Annotated in this window: 19 protein-coding genes and 1 tRNA gene; 7 read left to right on the top strand and 13 right to left on the bottom strand. The window is 38.0% G+C overall.

Annotated elements, in window-relative coordinates:
- Positions 1-99 precede the first annotated feature (99 nt).
- Together FS458_RS05125 and nagZ are read right to left on the bottom strand one after the other, a co-directional pair.
- Positions 100-1,353 (bottom strand): exo-beta-N-acetylmuramidase NamZ family protein, encoded by a 1,254-nt coding sequence (locus FS458_RS05125; RefSeq protein WP_144698419.1) that lies wholly within the window; start codon positions 1,351-1,353, stop codon positions 100-102.
- A gap of 17 nt (positions 1,354-1,370) precedes the next feature.
- Positions 1,371-3,449: a beta-N-acetylhexosaminidase gene (gene nagZ, locus FS458_RS05120; protein ID WP_144698417.1), complete on the bottom strand. Its 2,079-nt coding sequence runs from the start codon at positions 3,447-3,449 to the stop codon at positions 1,371-1,373.
- 382 nt (positions 3,450-3,831) lie between these two features.
- Here nagZ and FS458_RS05115 point away from each other — a divergent pair.
- Positions 3,832-3,907: transfer RNA gene (locus FS458_RS05115), tRNA-Ala, on the top strand.
- A gap of 92 nt (positions 3,908-3,999) precedes the next feature.
- Here the strand turns inward: FS458_RS05115 and FS458_RS05110 are convergent.
- From FS458_RS05110 to FS458_RS20970, 3 genes are all read right to left on the bottom strand, one after another.
- Positions 4,000-4,455, bottom strand: a complete 456-nt coding sequence (locus FS458_RS05110) for a YndM family protein (protein ID WP_144698415.1) — start codon at positions 4,453-4,455, stop codon at positions 4,000-4,002.
- Between the two features lie 88 nt (positions 4,456-4,543).
- Positions 4,544-6,142, bottom strand: a complete 1,599-nt coding sequence (locus tag FS458_RS05105; RefSeq protein ID WP_144698413.1) for a sodium:solute symporter family protein — start codon at positions 6,140-6,142, stop codon at positions 4,544-4,546.
- Positions 6,139-6,264, bottom strand: coding sequence for a hypothetical protein (locus FS458_RS20970; protein ID WP_260858417.1), 126 nt, complete (start codon positions 6,262-6,264; stop codon positions 6,139-6,141). Before FS458_RS20970 ends, FS458_RS05105 begins: the two co-directional genes overlap by 4 nt.
- Before the next feature lie 267 nt (positions 6,265-6,531).
- On the opposite strand from FS458_RS20970, the gene FS458_RS05100 reads away from it, so the two are divergent.
- The gene (locus FS458_RS05100; RefSeq protein ID WP_144698410.1) at positions 6,532-7,305 is read left to right on the top strand and encodes a hypothetical protein; all 774 of its coding nucleotides are present in this window, start codon (positions 6,532-6,534) and stop codon (positions 7,303-7,305) included.
- 32 nt (positions 7,306-7,337) lie between these two features.
- Here FS458_RS05100 and FS458_RS05095 read toward each other — a convergent pair whose 3' ends face one another.
- Entirely contained in the window at positions 7,338-7,751 is a 414-nt protein-coding gene (locus FS458_RS05095) for a hypothetical protein (RefSeq protein WP_144698408.1), read from the bottom strand.
- Positions 7,752-7,922: 171 nt separating this feature from the next.
- Between FS458_RS05095 and FS458_RS05090 the strand changes: the two genes are divergently transcribed.
- Positions 7,923-9,230, top strand: a complete 1,308-nt coding sequence (locus FS458_RS05090; protein ID WP_144698407.1) for an alkaline phosphatase family protein — start codon at positions 7,923-7,925, stop codon at positions 9,228-9,230.
- Between the two features lie 33 nt (positions 9,231-9,263).
- Complete coding sequence (locus FS458_RS05085; protein WP_144698405.1) at positions 9,264-10,535, top strand: MFS transporter; 1,272 nt, start codon at positions 9,264-9,266, stop codon at positions 10,533-10,535.
- Positions 10,536-10,579: 44 nt separating this feature from the next.
- Here the strand turns inward: FS458_RS05085 and FS458_RS05080 are convergent, their stop codons facing one another.
- Positions 10,580-11,770: a M14 family zinc carboxypeptidase gene (locus FS458_RS05080; protein ID WP_144698403.1), complete on the bottom strand. Its 1,191-nt coding sequence runs from the start codon at positions 11,768-11,770 to the stop codon at positions 10,580-10,582.
- Positions 11,771-12,033: 263 nt separating this feature from the next.
- Between FS458_RS05080 and FS458_RS05075 the strand changes: the two genes are divergently transcribed.
- Together FS458_RS05075 and FS458_RS05070 are read left to right on the top strand one after the other, a co-directional pair.
- The gene (locus tag FS458_RS05075; protein WP_260858414.1) at positions 12,034-12,930 is read left to right on the top strand and encodes a formate/nitrite transporter family protein; all 897 of its coding nucleotides are present in this window, start codon (positions 12,034-12,036) and stop codon (positions 12,928-12,930) included.
- 94 nt (positions 12,931-13,024) lie between these two features.
- A complete protein-coding gene (locus FS458_RS05070; protein WP_144698399.1) occupies positions 13,025-13,933 on the top strand; it encodes a DMT family transporter in 909 nt (302 codons plus the stop codon).
- A 41-nt stretch (positions 13,934-13,974) separates the two neighbouring features.
- Here the strand turns inward: FS458_RS05070 and FS458_RS05065 are convergent, their stop codons facing one another.
- The 5 genes from FS458_RS05065 to FS458_RS05045 form a co-directional block, all read right to left on the bottom strand.
- A complete protein-coding gene (locus tag FS458_RS05065; protein ID WP_144703299.1) occupies positions 13,975-14,697 on the bottom strand; it encodes an amino acid ABC transporter ATP-binding protein in 723 nt (240 codons plus the stop codon).
- A 24-nt stretch (positions 14,698-14,721) separates the two neighbouring features.
- On the bottom strand, positions 14,722-15,381 hold the full coding sequence (locus FS458_RS05060) for an amino acid ABC transporter permease (RefSeq protein WP_137788536.1): 660 nt from the start codon (positions 15,379-15,381) through the stop codon (positions 14,722-14,724).
- A gap of 110 nt (positions 15,382-15,491) precedes the next feature.
- On the bottom strand, positions 15,492-16,277 hold the full coding sequence (locus tag FS458_RS05055; RefSeq protein WP_144698397.1) for a transporter substrate-binding domain-containing protein: 786 nt from the start codon (positions 16,275-16,277) through the stop codon (positions 15,492-15,494).
- A 221-nt stretch (positions 16,278-16,498) separates the two neighbouring features.
- Positions 16,499-18,322, bottom strand: a complete 1,824-nt coding sequence (locus FS458_RS05050; RefSeq protein ID WP_144698395.1) for a PAS domain-containing sensor histidine kinase — start codon at positions 18,320-18,322, stop codon at positions 16,499-16,501.
- 236 nt (positions 18,323-18,558) lie between these two features.
- Positions 18,559-19,104, bottom strand: coding sequence for a flavodoxin family protein (locus FS458_RS05045; RefSeq protein ID WP_186320616.1), 546 nt, complete (start codon positions 19,102-19,104; stop codon positions 18,559-18,561).
- Between the two features lie 125 nt (positions 19,105-19,229).
- Between FS458_RS05045 and FS458_RS05040 the strand changes: the two genes are divergently transcribed.
- A complete protein-coding gene (locus FS458_RS05040; RefSeq protein ID WP_144698392.1) occupies positions 19,230-19,580 on the top strand; it encodes a hypothetical protein in 351 nt (116 codons plus the stop codon).
- Positions 19,581-19,684: 104 nt separating this feature from the next.
- Here the strand turns inward: FS458_RS05040 and FS458_RS05035 are convergent, their stop codons facing one another.
- Complete coding sequence (locus FS458_RS05035) at positions 19,685-19,945, bottom strand: hypothetical protein (protein WP_231607518.1); 261 nt, start codon at positions 19,943-19,945, stop codon at positions 19,685-19,687.
- Positions 19,946-20,046: the final 101 nt, after the last annotated feature.

The raw sequence follows: 20,046 nt of genomic DNA, 5'->3' as shown, positions 1-20,046 counted from the left end.
TGCCTAGCCTACCACTCTTATGACTAGTTGTCTATACCAGTCAGAAAATTCAAATAAAAAGCTAAGGCTTTAAGAAACCGCCTTAGCTCGTTCTCACACTTAATACAACAAATATTTTTTTCTTACATCTTTAAAATCCTGAAGTTCTTGATCGTATCGAGAAACGATTTCATCTACAGTACGCCCTGATTCAATATACTCTCGAACCCATCCGTTTCCGGTTAATAGGTCGAAGAAAGAAATGCCTCTACTGTCTTCTGCTCTGAATGCAAAGTCATTCGGATAAAGATCATGAATAGCTTTCACAAGCGTGATTCCAGTTAATACAGGTTGAAATAACTTTTCATCTTTTACGTGAATCTCTACTCCATGAGATAGCTTTCCTGCATGCTTAGATGAAGCAGGAATGAAAGAGGCAGCTCTAAATGTAACACCAGGCAAAGCTTCCTTGTTCAATTTCTCAGCTAATTGATCTCCGTTAATAAAAGGTGCACCGATCAACTCAAACGGCTTAGTCGTTCCACGACCTTCTGAAACATTCGTCCCTTCGATCAGCGCACTTCCAGGATACACAAGTGCCGTATCTTTTGTAGGCATGTTAGGAGAAGGCAATACCCACTCAAGTCCACTATCTTCATAACTCCAGGATCTCTTCCATCCTTTCATCTCTATCACTTTTAAATCCGCACCAATATCAAACTCATTGTTAAATAATTTCGCCAACTCTCCTACAGTCATTCCATGCCTCAACGGAATTGGATAAAGACCGACAAAGGAAGAATACGCTGGATCTAATACTGGCCCTTCTACTTCATTACCTCCAAGTGGATTCGGACGATCCAATACGACAAATGGTATACCGTTCTCTTTTGCTGCCTCCATCGCATAAGCCATCGTGTAAATATACGTATAGAAACGCGTACCTACATCTTGTATATCGAAAACCAAAACATCAATACCTTCAAGCATCTCAGGAGTTGGCTTTTTCGTTGCTCCATACAAGCTATAGACTGGTAGACCAGTTTTGGGATCATTGTAGAATTCAACATATTCCCCAGCTTGAGCACTTCCTCTTACTCCGTGTTCAGGTCCATACAATGCTTTTAGCTCTACATCTGGATGATTATATAAAACATCAACGATACTGTTCAAGTTACGGTCTACTCCAGTCGGGTTAGTGATTAACCCTACCTTTTTACCCTTTAACACCCTCATATCATGATTCAACAATTGTTCTAGTCCGGTCTTAAATCTTTTCTTATGATCAAAACCATTCTGATTCGAAGCTTGAGCACCTGGCAACATAAAAGAAAACAACATCAATATCGTTAAAAAAATTCCCCATTTTCTCATTGTTTATTCTCCCCCTATTAGTAGCTTTCGCCATGACCAAACGGATATAGAATCTGTTCTAAACCATCTTCATAGATCGTAACTGGCAGCTTGCCTGAAGGATCATTCATTCCAAAAATCGTTTCTGCTGCCGCTCTAAAGCTCGCATCTCTGAAGCTGTATTGTGCAAGATAAGCTGAAACTTCAGGAAATGCCATAATGTCATATGGATTTCTTATACCTACAGCAGTTGTTTTATCTGCTGCTGCATCAATAACTTGGTTGACCATCAGCATTTGTGGAGAAGACGGTAGTCGCCCAGAAACGGTAGACGTATGAGTTCCTAGCACAACAAGATCGGCATCTTTTACTTTTTGCAGTTGTTCAGCATTTAAAGGTTTATCTGCTTTGATCAACTCTACCGATGAGTGGTGAGCAGCTAAAGCTTGATGAAGGTTTTCGATATAGGTATTACCAATAACAACTACAGAATCGACTTCGTTTTTGTTAACAGGTAAAAGGTTCTCATTCTTTACAAGTGTTATTGATTTTTTTGCTACCTCATTCTCTAAAGTCTTATGTTCTTGGTTGCCAACAACTTCTTCTGCGTGTCCAATTTTCTCTTCTATTGGGGTTTCGCTTACTTGTTTGTAAATCCCTCGTTGCGCTTTTAACGTCAATAGACGCTCAACCGATTGATTCAATCTTTTTTCTGTAATTTCACCATTATCCACTGCCTCATAAAGTCCATTTGCGACTTCTTCTAATCCCACTGGCATGAGTACGATATCTGTTCCAGCATTTACTGCACGAATAGCAGTATCAACTGGACCAAAGTGATCTACTATAGCTTTCATATTTAGTGCATCTGTAGAAATAACGCCTTTAAAGCCCATTTCTTTTCGCACCAAATTCGTTAATACTTCATAGGACAATGTGGCTGGAAGATTGATTTTTGTTCCATCTTTTTTAGAAATAACAGTTGTTGGATCAATCTTAGGAAATGTAACGTGAGCTGTTAATATGGCATCAATATTGTTATTGATCGCTTGCTGGAAAGGATATAGCTCAACTTCTAGGAGTCTCTCCTTTTCATGAGGAACAGAAGGCAGACCCAAATGAGAATCTACTGCTGTGTCTCCATGACCTGGGAAGTGCTTAGCCGTTGCAGCCATACCTGAATCTTGCAATCCTTTAATATAGGCCGTTCCTAAATCAGCTACTAACTGTGGATCTTCACCAAATGAACGAACACCAATAACAGGGTTGTCAGGATTGTTATTTACATCTAAAGCCGGTGCTAAGTTCATATTAATTCCTAGTGAATGAAGCTCTGAACCGATAGCATGTCCGACAGATTCCGCCATCTCCGTTGATCTTGTGGCACCAAGCGCCATATTTCCTGGGAAATCGGTACCACTCTGCAAACGTGTCACAATTCCACCTTCTTGGTCGATTGATACCAATAAACCATAATCTTCATTTGCTTTTTTATATTCATCTACTAACCTTACTGTCTGCTCTGTTGTTACTACATTTTCCCTAAATAGAATAACGCCACCAAGGTGATATTTTTTTACAAGTTCTCTAATCTCATCGTTCATTTCCGTTACAGGTTGCCCTTTCCAATTACGGAAATCTGGCATCAACATTTGTCCTATCTTTTCTTTGACAGTCATAGACTTTATCGCTTTTGTGATCACGTCATATTTAGGATTTTTTTGTTTCAAAAATTCAGCCTTTCCGTGTTTAACACGGATTCCGATTTTGTCGAGCGATTTACCATCTGTTACTATAATCATTGTTGTACCATTCTTACCGCTTAAACTTACAAGACCATCATGGTTCACTGAAGCTACTTTTTTATTCAGTGACTTCCATATTAAATGCTTTGTCACTTCTACATACGTTCCATCTTTACTTGTTAACAATGCTGCTAGATCTACTGTATCCCCGTTAATTTCCTTATCTAGTTGGGGCATATTTTGAGCGATCATTAAGCCTTCATTTCTTTTATGTTTGGCTGAAACACCTTCAGCCTTCCCAACTCCAGCAAACATAGGAACGATCAATAGGGCAATCAAAAGAACATACCGAATGTTTATTGATGTTTTCATATTACTAACCTCCTTAAAATTTGGTAGCGCTTTCTTTCTTTGTCACTTTTCGGTAGAAAAAAAGCAGTTCCTGTCGTAAGAGGACAAAACAGAACTTAAGTCCTTTAAGCTACTAGGACTAGTTGTCTATACCAGTTTTATTAAAAATACTTTTAAGGTAAAAAAGACTTATAGACTTATATCCTTGTGTGAGATTGTCCTTTCAGAGGAGAATTAGGATGTTTAAGTGGTTTAAATTTTAGATGACATTTTTCAAATGATCATAAGTAGTTATATATCTTAATTATTATTTGAAGTTTAGAAAGAGGGTATGCAGATTTATCCAAAAATCACTTGCTCCATTTTCAGAATAATTATATACTTTTTTATGTCAGTATTTTTTGGGGGCTTAGCTCAGCTGGGAGAGCGTTTGGCTGGCAGCCAAAAGGTCAGCGGTTCGATCCCGCTAGTCTCCACCATACAAAAAATAACGAATCCCTTGAGTGAGCTCAAGGGATTTTTTAGATATAAAAGTACCATGCGTATACATCATGATACTTTTTTTTGGAGACTATTCTTCTTTATTTTTATTTCTTGGGTCTTGTTCTTCAGCAAATTCCGTTGCATAACGAAAGCCTGGTCTAAACCTTCTTTGCTGCCTTCCTGTTCTCTCTTTATTCTTTGAAGGCATGTGCTTTAATAAGTACTGATGCACAAATACTTCTGTAGCGGTGATAATCCCCGCTGCGATCACACTTCCCCACGCGATCTGCATGTATCCGTTTAACAGGATCGATCCGAAAATCCAAACCACTAGATACGCTAAAATAAACTCTGCCATCAACGTGTTGTTCTTACCTATTCTCGGCAACAAAATGCGGTCCGCTACAATATAGGTGATTGCAGTTGTTGTAACCGCAAAAGAAACGATATCACTGATCGAAGCGTCAAAGAACAGATCGAGTCCGATCCAAAATGCGATTAGGCATACAAGAAATTTCATAATAATGACTTTTACTTGATCCATGTAAAAAACCTCCTTTATCTGTTCCTAGTTTGCAACAAATAACGGAGGTTCATACTTCTTCTATTTAATTGAATTTACATATAATACTTTATTCCGGTACTGCTGGTATCAATGGTTCTTTTTCTTTATTCTTTGTAACGGTTGTTCTTTTATCAAGTAAGCTAACGATTATAAATACGGCTGAAGATAAAGGTAAAGCGTAGAATAGAGGATCGATGTGTGTCCATGGATAAGGAAATAGAGCTGCTTTTCCAAACCATGCTTGTGATAACCCGATAGCAGCAGATTCTTTAAGGTGTATAAATAAGAAACCGATGATACTTACCGTAAACCCGACGATCATACTTGCTGTAGCTGCGGTCTTCGTAGCTCTTTTCCAATATAGTGCTCCAATCAGAGCTGGCATAAATCCGGCTGCACATATGCCAAACCAAAAAGCCGTTGCTTGAGCGATGATTCCAGCTGGAAGCAAGTAAGCTAAAATGACTGCAGCGATCACACCGATAAGCACCCCAATTCTAGAAGGGTTAAGCTTAGATCCAAAAAGGGATTTAACACCGAGTGTTTTTAAAATATCTTGGCCAAAAGCCGTTGCTTGAACATGAATAAGAGAACTAATTGTAGAGATAGTGGCAGATAATAAAGTGAGTGTAAACAGATAGATAAACCATTCAGGCATGATTTGGTTTATGAAGATAGGGATGATAAGATCGACGTTTCCTTTTGCGGCTGTTAGAGCGATCTCACCCGTTTTCTCATAAAAATAAAGATTGCTTAACGGGCCGATCACAAAAGCTGCACCTGTCATAAAAAAGATAAAAACACCGCCGACTAAGACAGAACGATAAAGTGCTCGATCATCTTTTACAGTCATGCATCTCATCGCAAGTTGAGGCTGCGCTAATACTCCTATTCCAACTCCCATGATAATGGTACTAACAATGGTCCACCACAGCGGAGATCCGAATTCAGGCATACTTGTCCAGCCTTGATGACCTTGATCGACAAGAGCTTGAGGCACAAGATCCTTCATTGCGGTTAATCCATTATGCCCCTCCATAATGCCTCCTACTGCTTGGTAGGTGACGAATAAGAAGATAGCCATCCCGATCAACATGACAACCGCACCAAACGCATCGGTATACATGACGGCCTTAATTCCACCGGTTACTACATAGATTCCAATGATTGCAGCTAGCAGAATAAGAGCGAGATTAAAGTTCATCGAAAGTGATTCTTGAAGAAATCTTCCTCCTCCAATCAAAACGATACTCGTATAGGCTGGCATTAAAATAAAAATCATAGCCCCTGAAAAAACTGTGATAAATTTTGAATCATATCTTTTTCCTAGCAATGTAGGAAACGTTGTAGCGTTTAGATCTAGGGACAATTTTCTAATCTTGGTCCCAAAAATCGCAAATGCGACAAATATACCTAGTACGATGTTAAGAAAGGCTAGCCATAACAAGCTAAATCCATGAGCTGCTGATACGCCACCGAAACCAACAATGGCCGATGTACTTATGAAAGTAGCTCCGTAAGACAATGCCATGATCGCAGGGTGAATGTTTCTCCCACCCACTAAATAATCTGACTCTGTTACAGTCTTTTTATATCCATAATAAGCAAGCCATGACATGATACCCATATATACGATAAGAATTGGGATAAGGACAGCAAAATTCATTTTGAGTCATCGCCTCCTCTGTTCCACATGAATCCACCAAATACAACACACCCTAATGCCGAAACAACAGTAGCCACCCATACAAATGCGATAAGTCCATCTTCCATTCCCAGCATAAGCATAATCTCCTCCAATGACATAAATGTGAAAACGAATTATTTTGAATGCGCTTACATAATTATGTGAAAAAATATTACTTGCTTAATTCCTCCTAAAACCAACGACGTATTAAATGACTTCTTTTTATCCATAGAAACCCCTTTAAAGTTCCTAATTTTTTCTAGAGAATATCATTTTGTAACATTTATGAAATATTTTTGTAATATTAGTGAAACCATTTTAGTTCTTCTCTCGTCTAATAAGTAACAAGACATTGGGGAGGACTTAAATTGAAATTCAAAAAACGTACGGTAATCTTTACAGCAACAGCGTTACTAACAATCGGGGTATTAAATGATAGCGATTTTGAAAGCAAAGTAAGAGCAACAGAACAAAATACGCCTCTTAAACATGAGGCAGTTACTTCTGAACGATCAAATGAAGTTCTTACACTTAAACAAAATAATGTCGAAGAAAATGAAAAACTGGTAGCAGCTTCGAAAACGAACGTTCCTGTTCAATCTCAAAATGAAAAGACAGTTCAAAATCCAGTTGAAAAAGAAAAAGTAGAACAGCCACAGATTTCCGAAAAGCCTAAAGAAAATAAAATTGAAACAACAAAACCTGCACCAAAGCCTGCTGTTCAGCCTCAAACAAAAAAAGTGGAGGAAAAACCTAAACAAGAAGAGCAAACACAAACAAAAATGCCAGAAACTAAAATCATCGACGGCTACACATACGTGAGCTTAATGGATGACACACATGAGAACTTAAAACATCTCGTAGCCATCGCAAAGAAACATGATGCTGCTCTTTATGCGATTGAGAATAGTGATTGTTTTTTGATGTTTGATAATTCTACCGATCAATTGATTATGGGCTTTAGTACGGGTATCAATACGGTTTCAATCGAAAACGTTGAAGTTCTATACGATATGCATCCTACGATTAAAGATCAAATTCAAGAAGTCATTAAAACAGGAGAACCCATTCATTTCAAGGAGGGCCAAAATAAAGGCTACTATATTTCAAAAGTTGATGGAAAGATCAGAGTATCGTTTTAGCGACACAAAAAAAGCCCTACGTAGGGGCTTTTTTATTTTTTCTTTATCTCTTTTAAAGCGACTACTTTCAACGCCATCAGCTCATCATCCGTAACTTTTTCGAGCAACTTCTCATATACCGCTAGCTTTTCATCTTCGTTCAAGCCTTTACTTACTTTTTCTCTAATCCTTGCTAACTCTTGAACTGAGTATCTTTCAGAAATAAATTGAACAGCATCATTCTTAGTAGTAAATGGCAACTTCTGCTTTGGAGGTTTTCCTGTTTCTATGTACTTTCTAATCTCTGGGTCTTCTAGAAGTTTTGTGATCTCATCTTCATTCGACTTTAATTCTTTTGTGATTTCGATCATTGCTTTTTCGGATGCGTAATCCATCGTGAAGACGTACAATATTACCCCAGTTGTGATAAAAAACATCAATACAACACCTAACCACCATTTGATCACTTCATCACCCGCTATTTAATGAGATAATTCATTCATAACATAACTTACAAAGTTTGGAAAGGAAATGGTGTGATTTTTTATAATTCATACACAGACTTTACACGTGGTATATTCCCTTATGCTATCATTTAATTTAGAATGGTTAATCTTAGCAACTTTTGGAGGAGTGTTATGTCCCGTCTAACCAATCATTTAGTTGTCATCTCATTTGACTGTCTATCTTCCCTTGATTTTCCTATATTAGAGCAGCTTCCGAATTTCAAGGAATTTTTAAATCGAGGCTCACATAGCAAAAAAGTAGAGACAATCTATCCTTCTGTAACGTATCCCTGTCATACCTCGATTGTTACAGGAAGATACCCCAAAAACCACGGAATTGTAAATAACACGTTAACACAGCCGGGCAAAGCTTCGCCTGATTGGTATTGGCACAGAAAACATATTAAAGGAACTACTTTATATGATGAAGCTAAAAAAGCAGGTATGACTACGGGTGCCCTCTTATGGCCAGTCACTGCAAGAGCGAACATCGATTACAACATGCCTGAAATCTTTGCAAACCGTAAGTGGCACCATCAGATTCCTGTATCTCTCTTAAACGGAAGTAAACGATACCAACTTGATTTGAACCGTCGATTCGGACATCTGCGTAGTGGTTTGAACCAGCCTGAGCTTGATGATTTTGTTTTAGAGTCCACAATACATACGATTAAGAATAAAAAACCTCAGCTATTGCTTGTTCATTTTGTTGATCTGGATTCACAGAGGCACTACCATGGATTTTCTTCTGATGAAGCAATGGATGCAATAAAAAGACATGACAACAGACTCGGTAGAATTGTCGAATCCATAAAGGAAGCTGGTATCTATGAAGAAACGACGATCGCCGTATTAGGAGATCATAGCGCACTCGATGAGAGCAAAGCTATTAAACTGAATGTGTTATTGAAAGAACAACAAGTAATAGACACTGATTCTAAAGGGGTTATACAGAATTGGAAAGCCTATTGCAAAAGTTGTGATGGATCAGCATATATTTACCTTAAGGATTCATCTGATATACAAACAAAGGAGGTAGTTAAAAATCTACTTAACCACTTATTGATTGATGAAAGAAATGGTATTGAAAAGATCTACAGTCAAGAAGAAGCAGCTGCCACAGGTGCTGATGATCGTTGTGCGTTTATGGTAGAAGCCAGACGCGGCTTTTATTTTAACGAAGATCATGAAGGCTCTTTTCTGAATGAAATTACTGATCAAGATGTGAGAAGAAAGCGGTATACACATGCGTGTCATGGGTACTCCCCTAAAAAAGAAGACTACACAACTATTCTGTTATTAGCAGGTAAAGGGATAAAAAGAAATGTCGTTGTTCCTTCCATGCATTTAATCGATGAAGGACCTACATTTGCTAAACTATTAGGTCTAGATTTAGGTGAAACAGATGGTAAAGTCGTGCAAGATTTTTTAACCAGCTAGATTTTAAATTCTAGTAGAGAGAGGACAAAACCTATGAAACGGTTTACGAAAGAAGAGAATAGCTGGATGTATTATGATTGGGCAAACTCAGCGTATTCTATCATTATCTCAACAGCTGTATTTCCTTTGTTCTTTAAAGCAGCCGCGACAAACGCAGGAGTCAGTTCATCAGATTCAACGGCTTATTTGGGGTATACAATCGCGATTGCCACATTTATTTTAGCGATGCTTAGCCCCGTTTTAGGTACAATTGCTGATTACAAAGGATTAAAGAAGCGATTCTTCACATTCTTTTTTGCACTTGGTCTTATTTCTACCGCATCATTAGCTTTTATTCCAAGTGATCAATGGCTATTATTATTAATTTTTTATACATTAACTGCAATAGGCTCTAGTGGATCTAATGTCTTTTATGATGCTTTTATAACCGATGTAACAACGGAAGAAAGAATGAACAGAGTGTCATCTAGAGGATTCGGATTAGGATATATCGGGAGTACGATTCCATTTTTGACCAGTATCGCGATTATCGTGTTGGCACAAAATGAAGTTTTGCCTATTTCAACTACTTTAGCTAGCAAGATTGCGTTTTTAATCACTGCCATTTGGTGGGGCATTTTTACGATTCCTATGCTAAAGAACGTTTACCAGAAGTACGGCATCGAACGAGAGCCGAAACCTCTGATCAACAGCTTTAAACGTTTAGGTAAAACAATGAAAGAAATACGAAAATATCGTGCTTTGTTTTTATTCCTGCTTGCCTATTTCTTCTATATCGATGGCGTTGGAACCATCATAACGATGTCCACTGCTTACGGTTCAGATCTTGGAATCAGTTCTACTAATCTTTTAATCATCCTTTTTGTCACACAAGTGGTCGCTGCTCCTTTTGCCATTCTATATGGAAGGTTAGCAGAGAGATTTACTGGTAAGAAGATGCTTTACGTTGGTATATGTGTTTATATTATCGTTTGTATTTACGCATATTTCTTAAAAACAACGATGGATTTTTGGATTTTAGCGATGCTTGTTGCTACGTCTCAAGGTGGAATTCAAGCGTTAAGCCGTGCCTATTTTGCTAAACTGGTTCCGAAAGAAAACTCGAATGAATTCTTTGGCTTTTATAATATTTTCGGCAAGTTCGCTTCCATTATGGGTCCGTTGTTAATTGCTGTAACCGCGCAAGTGACTGGAAACTCTGCAAGTGCTGTGTTCAGCCTTGTCGTTCTGTTCATCATTGGTATTACGATTCTTATGTTTGTTCCAGAACCGAAAGTGGATTCGTCTCATACGATTAGTGCATAGAAAAAAACTGCTCTCTAGGATTCAGAGAGCAGTTTTTTTGTGCTTTATTTTACAATCCACTTTGGTCCAAGAATGGTTTGGATACGATAAAAGTTTCCATACGCTGCATTTGCTTTATACGTCCCTGGATATAGACTTGCTGCAGCCATTTTATGATTTACATGAGGACGATCATGTAAAGGAACTTTTTGAGTAAGCGTAATGGTTTTTGTTATTGGTGTTATGCGCTTCTCCCAACGCTTGTCCCCTTCTACTGCCATATAAAGTCCTGCTTTTTTATTCCTTGTCCATTCTTCGTTAATAATCGTGATCGGCGGGTTCGTCTCGCCTGCATATGGAGCAAGTTCAAACGTAAAACCAGGGCGTTTGAAGGTTTGGATGAACCAGTCTTTATATCCACCACCACTTGATAGCTCAGTATCAGGAGGAATGAGTCTATAGCCGGTCATGTTAGCCAGGGTTGTACCAAGCGTTTTGTCTCCCTCAAAGGTATTTGTTCCATAATTAAAATGGTAGTATAGTATTCTTCCAGCTGTGTGATAAGAATTTGTAATCTCAGGATCTACGAGATAAGTGAGTGCAGTCATAGCTTTTGCTTCTTTCGTCACAAGTGGAGCACTACCCTTGTAGTCTTTATAAGAAGGCGCTTTCGCATTATTTGAAATCTGTTCCCAACGGGCAGGATATTGTCTGTTCAGATCAACTCCTTGTGCGTTCGACTTCCATCTTTTAAAATCCTTGCTTCCACCATTCATCTTGATGAGGTTAGCATGAGCTGCTGCAGGAAAAGCAGATAAGCCTTTTTGCTGAAGTGTGACACCATCTGGGTTAGTCATTGGTACAAACCAGATCGACGTGTTATTCAATACGTTTGCAACATTGTAACCGTCCATCGTACTGTTGGCTACATAGCGTTCGCTATACTGATCGATCATCTCCATCACGATATTTGTCGTCATCCATTCTCTGGCATGATGAGATGCATTGTAGAGTACCGTCGCATCACCTCTACCCAGCTTTACTGCCCATATATCTCTGCCATAAGGTGTTTTCCCAAGTGAACGATATTGGACTAATCCAGGATATTTTTGAGCGAGTGTTTTAATGTTACTCGTCATCGTTTCATATGTATACGTTTGATTTGGATTTACATAGCTTGCTGCTTCTCCCTTGTAACTCCAAAATGATAAGCTCCCAAGCAATATCCCCATAAACAACACTAAACCTTTTTTCAAAGTCTTCTCTCCTTCCAACGGAAACTATTATTATTTGAGTATATTAATAGTATAGATAAGGAAATGTATCGCTTCGCATGAGGATAGTCGCCTTTAATGTTTCAATTTGATTACTGGAATTAAGTCATACCTCACATAAATTTGGTATATAAAAGTAAATAAGAGTTTTTATTGTATAAAATTATTCATATTTGGTTTTGCATCCTTCAAATTATGGGAAGAGTAGTAGAACGAGGATGACATAATAAGAGGGAATGCAGAACATGAAAGAGAATCAAGACAATACCAATAGCAAAAAAGCAGCTGTTCCAGATCGGCAATACTTTTTTCCAGTTCAAATTATCGAATATTTTATTGAAGAAGGAAAGGCATCTCTACAAGTTTCAAACTTAGCACAATTCATTTTATCTTTTATGGCAGGTGCTTTTATCGCATTTGGCGCATTAGGTTCCGTTTTATTATCCATGGGGGTCGAAACGTCTGGTCCCTTTAACCTTTTATCAGGGGTTGGATTTGCTATCGGATATACGATGATCTTTCTATCAGGATCGATCCTATTTACAGAGATCAATGTCTTACTGCCCAGCTATATTTTACAATCTAAGTACTGGATCAGTAAAAAGGTACTGAGGTTTTGGGGAATCTGTTATATCGGTAACTTTTTAGGAGCATTGTTTGTTGGGTTTCTACTTAATATGTCAGGTTCATTAGACAAAGAATTTTACGAGATACTTTTAAAGTTCATGGAAAAAAAGATGGAGTTTACTGAACGAGGCACATGGGGTTGGTTTCAAGTATTATTCTCTGGTATTCTTGCAAACTGGCTTATTGGAATTGCAGCCGTTCTTGCTACGGCAGCAAGAGATGTAATGGGTAAAATTTTTGGAATTCTTTTACCTGTTATCATATTTGAAGCAGGAAATTTCCAACACGCCGTGGCGAACATGGGGTATTTTAGCATTACCGTGTTAGAAGGATTTGAATACAGTTGGTATGAATTTATTCTTCTTAATTTAATTCCTGCTACGATAGGTAACTTGATCGGTGGAGGGATATTAGTATCATTGTTACTTTCCTTCGCTTTTAAAGAAGACATTGATGATGATATCGTGAAAGAGGAAGAAGAGGAAGTAGAAAAGATAAAACATAAGATGGAATAATTGTAAAACACCTTTATTGTGATATACAGTAAGGGTGTTTTTTGTTAGAGTTTCAGTAGAATGTTGATTATTTTTATATAGGGGATGAACCAATTTGCCTTATCAAACGAAACTTGCTTTTTTATATGTAGCAATCGGTGCGTCTCTTTGGGGAATCATCGGTTTTTTCGTTAAAGAGCTCTCACAGGCGGGATTTACATCCTTGCAGATTGTTTTTTTAAGAGCTGCCAGCGCATTTCTATTATTTCTGGCATGGATTATTGTACAAAAATCTAGCTTGCTAAAGATCGATGTAAAGGATATTTGGTATTTCTTAGGTACAGGTATTTTGAGTGTATCCTTTTTCAATTGGTGTTATTTTACGACGATACAAACATCCTCACTAGCTATTGCTGCTATTCTTTTGTATACAGCCCCAGCATTTGTGCTTGTCATATCAGCTATTATTTTTAAAGAGCAGTTGACCCGGCAGAAACTCTTTGCACTCGCTGCTACCTTCTTTGGCTGTACACTTGTCTCAGGTCTGTTCTCTGCTCAATTAGAACTCTCAATGTTGAGTCTTTTGATAGGTTTAGGGGCTGGTTTTGGCTATTCACTTTACAGCATTTTTGGTAAGTTAGCTAGCCGAAAATATGAAACGTTAACCATCAGTATCTATACTTTTTTCTTTGCTATGCTTGCTCTATTTCCTATCAGTGGTATATCCTCTGTTGATCTCCAAGTCTTTAGCCCTGCTGTTTTAATGAACGTGCTCGGTCTTGGTCTTTTTCCAACCGTATTTGCTTACTGGTTCTATACCCAAGGCTTACAACAAATAGATGCGAGTAAAGCATCCATCGTGTCTACTATCGAACCTGTAGTAGCAACTTTGATGGGTATGATGCTGTACAAAGAATCCATCTCCACTGTTCAAGGTATTGGTATTCTATTTGTATTAGGTGCCGTTCTTATGATCCAAGAACGAACGGGAAAGTCCGTTCAATCTTCTGCCGCTCAAAAATAGCCAATAGAAAAGGTGCAGCTCATCGCTGCACCTTCTTTACTTTATAGGATAGAACTTAAGAAATCTTTCGTGCGCTCTTCTTTCGGAGCATCAAAAAGCTCTTCTGGCTTTCCTCTTTCCCAGATCTGTCCATCGTGCATGTAAACGACCTCATCTGCTACCTCTTTCGCAAAGCCCATCTCATGCGTCACAACGACCATGGTCATCCCTTCTTGCGCTAGCTCTTTCATTGTGGCGAGCACTTCTCCTACAAGTTCTGGATCGAGTGCTGATGTTGGTTCATCAAAAAGCATGATATCTGGTTTCATCGCAAGCGCTCTTGCGATAGCAACACGCTGCTTTTGTCCACCGGATAATTTCGCTGGATAAACATCTGCTTTATCAGAAAGACCCACCTTACCAAGTAAAGCTTTTGCTTCCTGTTCTGCTTCTGATTTATTTTGGTTTTTTACTTTAAGAGGAGCTTCCATCACATTCTCCAATACCGTTTTGTGAGGAAACAAGTTAAAGTGCTGAAAAACCATCCCTACTCTTTGGCGTACTTCATTTAAGTTATGAGTTTTCGGATCAAATTCTTCTCCTTCAATGACAATTCTTCCACCGTTTTTAATCTCAAGGAAATTGATGCATCTGAGAAGAGTACTTTTTCCAGAACCACTGGCACCAATTAATACTACAACTTCGCTCTCTTGTACGTTTAGATTCACTTCTTTTAATACTTCTAGATCTCCAAAACTCTTTTTCAAGTTTTCAATGCGTATCATTTCTTTTTTCAACTCAGACACCTCCTATTCCCCAGCTGATAGTTTCTTCTCTAATAGGTTAACCAGTAATGTGAAAAGAAGAACGAGTATTAGATAGTATAGACCTACGATAATCAGGTATGTCATCTCATCAAATGTTCTAGATCCTTGTGTCGTTGCAATACTGAACAACTCGTTAAGGGCAATAAATGATGCAAGAGATGAATCCTTCAGACCAATAATAAATTGGTTACCTAAAGGAGGTAACGCTCGTTTAAAGGCTTGCGGCAGGATGATTCTTCTCATCGCCAAACCATATGTCATACCTAATGAACGTCCTGCCTCCATCTGCCCTTTATCTACAGACTGAATAGAACCCCTGAAGATCTCCGCAATATAAGCACCATTATGCATAGCAAGTCCAAATGCCGCCGACCAGAAGGCAGAAATACCTAATTCCGCTAGACCAAAGTAAAAAATAAAAATCTGTACGATCAACGGGGTACCGCGAATAAGTGCAATATAAATGTTCGCTATCCAATTCAAAACTTTAATTCCTGAGATTTTAAATAACGCAAAAATGAGTCCGATTACCGTACCGATCAAAACCGATACAAAGGTAAGCTGAAGTGTGACCCATAGTCCCTTCATGAAGAGTGGATAACTTTCTACTAATACGTCTAAAATGTGTGCGAGATCAAACATGCCATTGTCCTCCCCTTTTCATTCTCTTTTTAAATGGTGTTGTGGTGTGTTGAACTGTTTGTATAAAAGAAAGCCACCCTACACGTAACCTCATGAGGGCGGCTCCACCATTATTCAGGCTTCTTCGTGATATCAGCACCGACGTATTCTTCACTAAGCTTCGCAAGCTCACCGTTATCCTTCATTTTCTTTAATGCCTTATTTACCGCTTTCAGCAATTCTTTATCTTCTTTTTTAATAGCGATTGCTTGTTCACTCGTACCAAGCTGCTCTTGTTCAACGATCTTAAATCCTTTTTCAATCGCTTGTTTACCAGTGATTGCGTCAGTGATTACCGCATCGTGTTTCCCTTCACTCAACGCACGCAATGCTGTCGCATCACTATCATAGTTTTTAATCTGATCTGTGAAATCTTGTGCAGATTTTTCATAGGTAGAACCTTTTGAAACAGCAACTTCTTTTCCTTTTAAATCTTCTTTTGTTTTAATATCACTGTCTGGTCTTGTAAAGATTACCGGACCTGAGTAATAATAGGGCTCGCTGAAATTCACTGCTTTCTTTCGGTCTTCAGTGATTGTATGGCTTGCCACTGCTGCGTCAAAACGATCTGCCTTAATAGCGGATACAGCGCCGTGGAATTTAAACTTTTCTGGGACAGGCTTTAGACCAAGTTCTTTGGCAATCGCCTTACCAACTGCAACATCAAATCCTGTTAGTTCTCCGCCTTTATCAACTGAGCTGAATGGTGGAAACTCTCCTGATACGATGAAATTAAATTCACCTTCGTTTTTTAATTCTGGACCTCCGTCACTTGACTCACTGCTGCCACATGCAGCTAGAACAAACATTGAAAAAACGACAGCTAAAATACCAATCTTCTTTTTAAAATCCTTCATTCTTATCCTCCTTGAATATCCCTTTTTGTACATCCCCCTACTAGACAAGGGTAGCATGAATTAGAAATGTTCACAATTTTACGTTAATTCTCACCTATCAAAAAGATCAGATTTTTCATGCATCTTGTATATGGTTACCCTATACAAAAAAACCGTAAACACTTATTTAGCAAGCAAAAATAAAACACATTTCAGGAAGCCGAAATGTGTTTTATCAAATCTTATGGTAATAGCTTTGTCGGCAGCAATATCGTGACCGTTGTCCCAATATCTAACATACTTTCAAAGGTAATGTTTCCATGATGATTTTCAATGATCTTCAATGATACCATGAGGCCTAGTCCAATTCCTTTTTCTTTATTGGAATAAAAGGGTTCCCCAAGTCTCGCAAGACGTTCTTCGCTTATCCCTACTCCTTGATCAGTAACCTTAATAAAAACATAGCCTTCATCATGTGCTCCTGTTTCTACAAAAATGGTGCCTCCGCTATCCATGGATTCTATAGCATTCTTGATAACATTGATGATGACTTGTTTAATTTGATTTCCTTCACAAAGAATCTGAGGCACGTTCATTAAATGCGTCTCAAATTGAACGTTATTAAGGTTTGCTTCTGAATCTAACAAAGTGATGGTCTGTTTAATAAAATCATTCACGTTTCTATGTTGAAAAAACGTTTCTTGATGTGGTTTAGCTAATACTAAAAATTCAGTAATGATCGATTCGATCCGATCCATCTCTGATAAGATGATCTCGCTATGAAGATCTTCCATATCTGCTTTCATGAGTTGGACGAACCCCTTGATACTAGTGAGCGGATTACGGATCTCATGAGCGATACCTGCAGCTAGCTCACCCACGACGGTAAGCTTATCAGATTTTCTAAGCAGCTCTTCTTTTTCTTTTAAATCTGTAATATCTTCAGAGATTCCTGCGATTCGATAGATCTCTTCCTCGTCATTGGTGATTGGAAATGCTCTTGTTCGGATCCAGCGGACTCTGTTATTTTTCCCATGTATCCGATATTCAATCTGTGATTCACCTTTTGCGATTAATTTAATGAACGCTGAGACTGCTTCTTGATCTTCCGAGTGAACGTCTGTAAAAACAGATTCAATGAGATCACTCTCTTCAGTATCCCATATTTGCTTAAAAGCTTTTGATATGTAAAGAAGCTGATGCGTTTTGTAATCTTGCATCCAAAAGATGTCTTTTGCATTCTCAGCAAATTGACGGAACCTTTCCTCACTCTCTCGAAGTCCTAGTTCCATTCTCTTGCTTTGAGTGATATCTCTTGAAACGCCGACTATTCCTTCTACTTGACCTTGATCATTTTTTATAGGAGACAAGATAGCTTGGTAATAGAGACGTTCACCACCACGCACATTACTCCATTCATAAAACTGAGATTTACCCTGCAAAACAAGACGACATGCTTTTTCTTGCCCTTCAGCAATCTCAGCGCCAAAAACTTCGCGAACGGTCTTCCCTAAAAAGTAGGATGGCTTCACACCATGTTTCTCCATCCATCGTCCATAGATGCCTGTATGTACAAAATTAGTGTCTAACGTAAAGACGGTGTCTTCCATTGAATTTACGAGCGAGTAAAACCGCTGCTGACTGCGATTCAACATTTTTTCTGTACGTTTTAACTGCTGATTATCCGTTAAAGTAATAACGGATAGATCGCTCAAATTATTCTTAAGAGGAACGATTGAAACAGACAACGAAGACGAAAAGCCTGTGTTGTTACAGATTAAATCTATTTCGACCTGATATTCTTGTGTTTTGTTTTTTACATGTTGAAGGTAAGCTTCTTTAAGTGACCATTTCTCACTGTTTGAATCTGTAATAAAGAACGGAAGCTCATATAGAAATGCGCCTTCAACTTCAGAATCAGTCAATCTTAACATGCCACACGCTTTTGTATTCGCATAAAGAATCGTGCCACATGTTTCTAACACGATAATCCCGCTATTAACCGCTTCATAGAACGTGTGCATCAATTGTTTTTTATTTTGTAATTCAAACGAAGTCTCTCGCATGTTCTACATCCTTGTTGAATTATTTTTAAAGTATTTACAAGAAATGCCTTTTCTCTATTTTTCTATTAAATACAAAAAAACACAAGAGTTATTTTCCTCTTTTTGGATTCGCATTAATGTTTATCCTTAAACACTCGGATGGAATTGTCCAGGTTGATACTTCAAATGAAAAACAACTCTATTAGAACATTGCAAAAATTTTTACTTTCAGTTAGTAATATAGAAAAACACACTGACTATTTATCAGTGTGCTTCAATAAAGCTTTATTAAACGATAGAGCATCTCCTATACTTTTAGAGTCGGATAAAATCTCATGAGGTGCATTTGCTTCACCTATTAAATAGCCAACAAATTCAGTACCTAAAAAGTCAAATATATATTGAAATTGCTGAATTAATGGTAGTCCCTTTATTCGAGGATAGTCTCCGCCAACTATAATTACATAAGCTTTTTTTTCGCTCATGCTTTTCTTAAAGTTTAATGTTTCATCTCTTAAGCTCTGTGAGAAACGATCTACAAAGTTTTTCATAACCCCACTCATTCCATACCAGTAAACAGGAGTAGCAAAAATAAGTACGTCATGCTGTAGAATCTGGTTGATTAACTCTTCATAATCGTCGTCTACCTTAACAAATCCTCCTTCATCGTGGCGTAGATCATCTATAGGATTTATCTTGTGGTTTTTGAGGTAAAAAGAAGTATACGGAATCCCGTCTAATGCCTTTTGAGTCAGAGCATCCGTATTTCCGTTTTCTCTTGAGCTTCCGTTGATTACTGCGATTTTCATTCTTATCACCTTTCTGTTACATATCTTGTTTTTACTAGAATTACTTTTGATTTTATAGTAATCTCATAAAAATTAAAAACAGAGAATAGAGTAAAAGATAACAAGTTAGGAGGTCTATAATGATTGTATACACCATTATCTGCTTAATTGCATTCTCTCTTCTAACAATACATGATTCTAAGAAGATGAAACAAGTCATCTGGCCGTTATATGGAATAATAGGCATCGTGTGCTTCATCTCTTTATTCTCATTAACACCTGATACTGTGACTTATGTATATTGGGTAAGATTATTCTTTCTTCTATTGACCATACCTTTGTTCATCCTTGTCGTTCGTAAAGTGTGGCAGCTCAGTTCAGGAACAACAAGATGGATTCAGTACACAGTGTCTATTCCAATCTCTATTCTATTTATCTTTACACTATGGTTATGCTGGAACATGTTTCCGATCTTTATGTATGTTCTATGATATGCATTCTATAAGAAAACCAAACACCCGCCTTCTTAAATAACTGAAGGCGGGTGTTTAGTTTTGAAGGTTACGACTGTCCTAGTGAGATGTACAAAGAAGCACTATTTGTCTTTGTTGGGGGTCTGACCCCCTTGCATGAGTGAGAGCACTTCTTTAACGATCGTGTTTATCTTTTGGTTGATAAAATCCTCTCCAAAGCTTTCTTTGGCTTGCCTGATTGCCGCTATGACCTCTTCATCATATTGAATCAGCTCTTCATCATCTTCAGCTTCGTTGTACAAATCGATCATGCTGTCTAAACCCTCTTGCATGCGATCTATCGCTTCACTATATTTCTCTCGATCTTCCTTATTATATTTCAACTTCATCACCCACTCTCAGTTTTTCCATCTATGAGCGCTATCAAACTTCATAAACATCTACTCTTGTGACTTTCTTCCCTATTTTTTAATAGGAAAGTATA

Origin of the sequence: Fictibacillus phosphorivorans (assembly GCF_007673525.1) — a bacterium.
Lineage (GTDB): Bacteria > Bacillota > Bacilli > Bacillales > Fictibacillaceae > Fictibacillus > Fictibacillus phosphorivorans_C.
Note: the sequence above shows the minus strand (reverse complement) of the source record. Positions and strands in the feature narration are given on the sequence as shown.

What these genes read in the sequence shown, in the direction of transcription:
- FS458_RS05125 (WP_144698419.1), bottom strand. Translation starts at nt 1,353, where the DNA reads ATGAGAAAATGGGGAATTTTTTTAACGATATTGATGTTGTTTTCTTTT.
- nagZ (WP_144698417.1), bottom strand. Translation starts at nt 3,449, where the DNA reads ATGAAAACATCAATAAACATTCGGTATGTTCTTTTGATTGCCCTATTG.
- FS458_RS05110 (WP_144698415.1), bottom strand. Translation starts at nt 4,455, where the DNA reads ATGGATCAAGTAAAAGTCATTATTATGAAATTTCTTGTATGCCTAATC.
- FS458_RS05105 (WP_144698413.1), bottom strand. Translation starts at nt 6,142, where the DNA reads ATGAATTTTGCTGTCCTTATCCCAATTCTTATCGTATATATGGGTATC.
- FS458_RS20970 (WP_260858417.1), bottom strand. Translation starts at nt 6,264, where the DNA reads ATGCTTATGCTGGGAATGGAAGATGGACTTATCGCATTTGTATGGGTG.
- FS458_RS05090 (WP_144698407.1), top strand. Translation starts at nt 7,923, where the DNA reads ATGTCCCGTCTAACCAATCATTTAGTTGTCATCTCATTTGACTGTCTA.
- FS458_RS05085 (WP_144698405.1), top strand. Translation starts at nt 9,264, where the DNA reads ATGAAACGGTTTACGAAAGAAGAGAATAGCTGGATGTATTATGATTGG.
- FS458_RS05075 (WP_260858414.1), top strand. Translation starts at nt 12,034, where the DNA reads ATGAAAGAGAATCAAGACAATACCAATAGCAAAAAAGCAGCTGTTCCA.
- FS458_RS05065 (WP_144703299.1), bottom strand. Translation starts at nt 14,697, where the DNA reads ATGATACGCATTGAAAACTTGAAAAAGAGTTTTGGAGATCTAGAAGTA.
- FS458_RS05060 (WP_137788536.1), bottom strand. Translation starts at nt 15,381, where the DNA reads ATGTTTGATCTCGCACACATTTTAGACGTATTAGTAGAAAGTTATCCA.
- FS458_RS05055 (WP_144698397.1), bottom strand. Translation starts at nt 16,277, where the DNA reads ATGAAGGATTTTAAAAAGAAGATTGGTATTTTAGCTGTCGTTTTTTCA.
- FS458_RS05050 (WP_144698395.1), bottom strand. Translation starts at nt 18,322, where the DNA reads ATGCGAGAGACTTCGTTTGAATTACAAAATAAAAAACAATTGATGCAC.
- FS458_RS05040 (WP_144698392.1), top strand. Translation starts at nt 19,230, where the DNA reads ATGATTGTATACACCATTATCTGCTTAATTGCATTCTCTCTTCTAACA.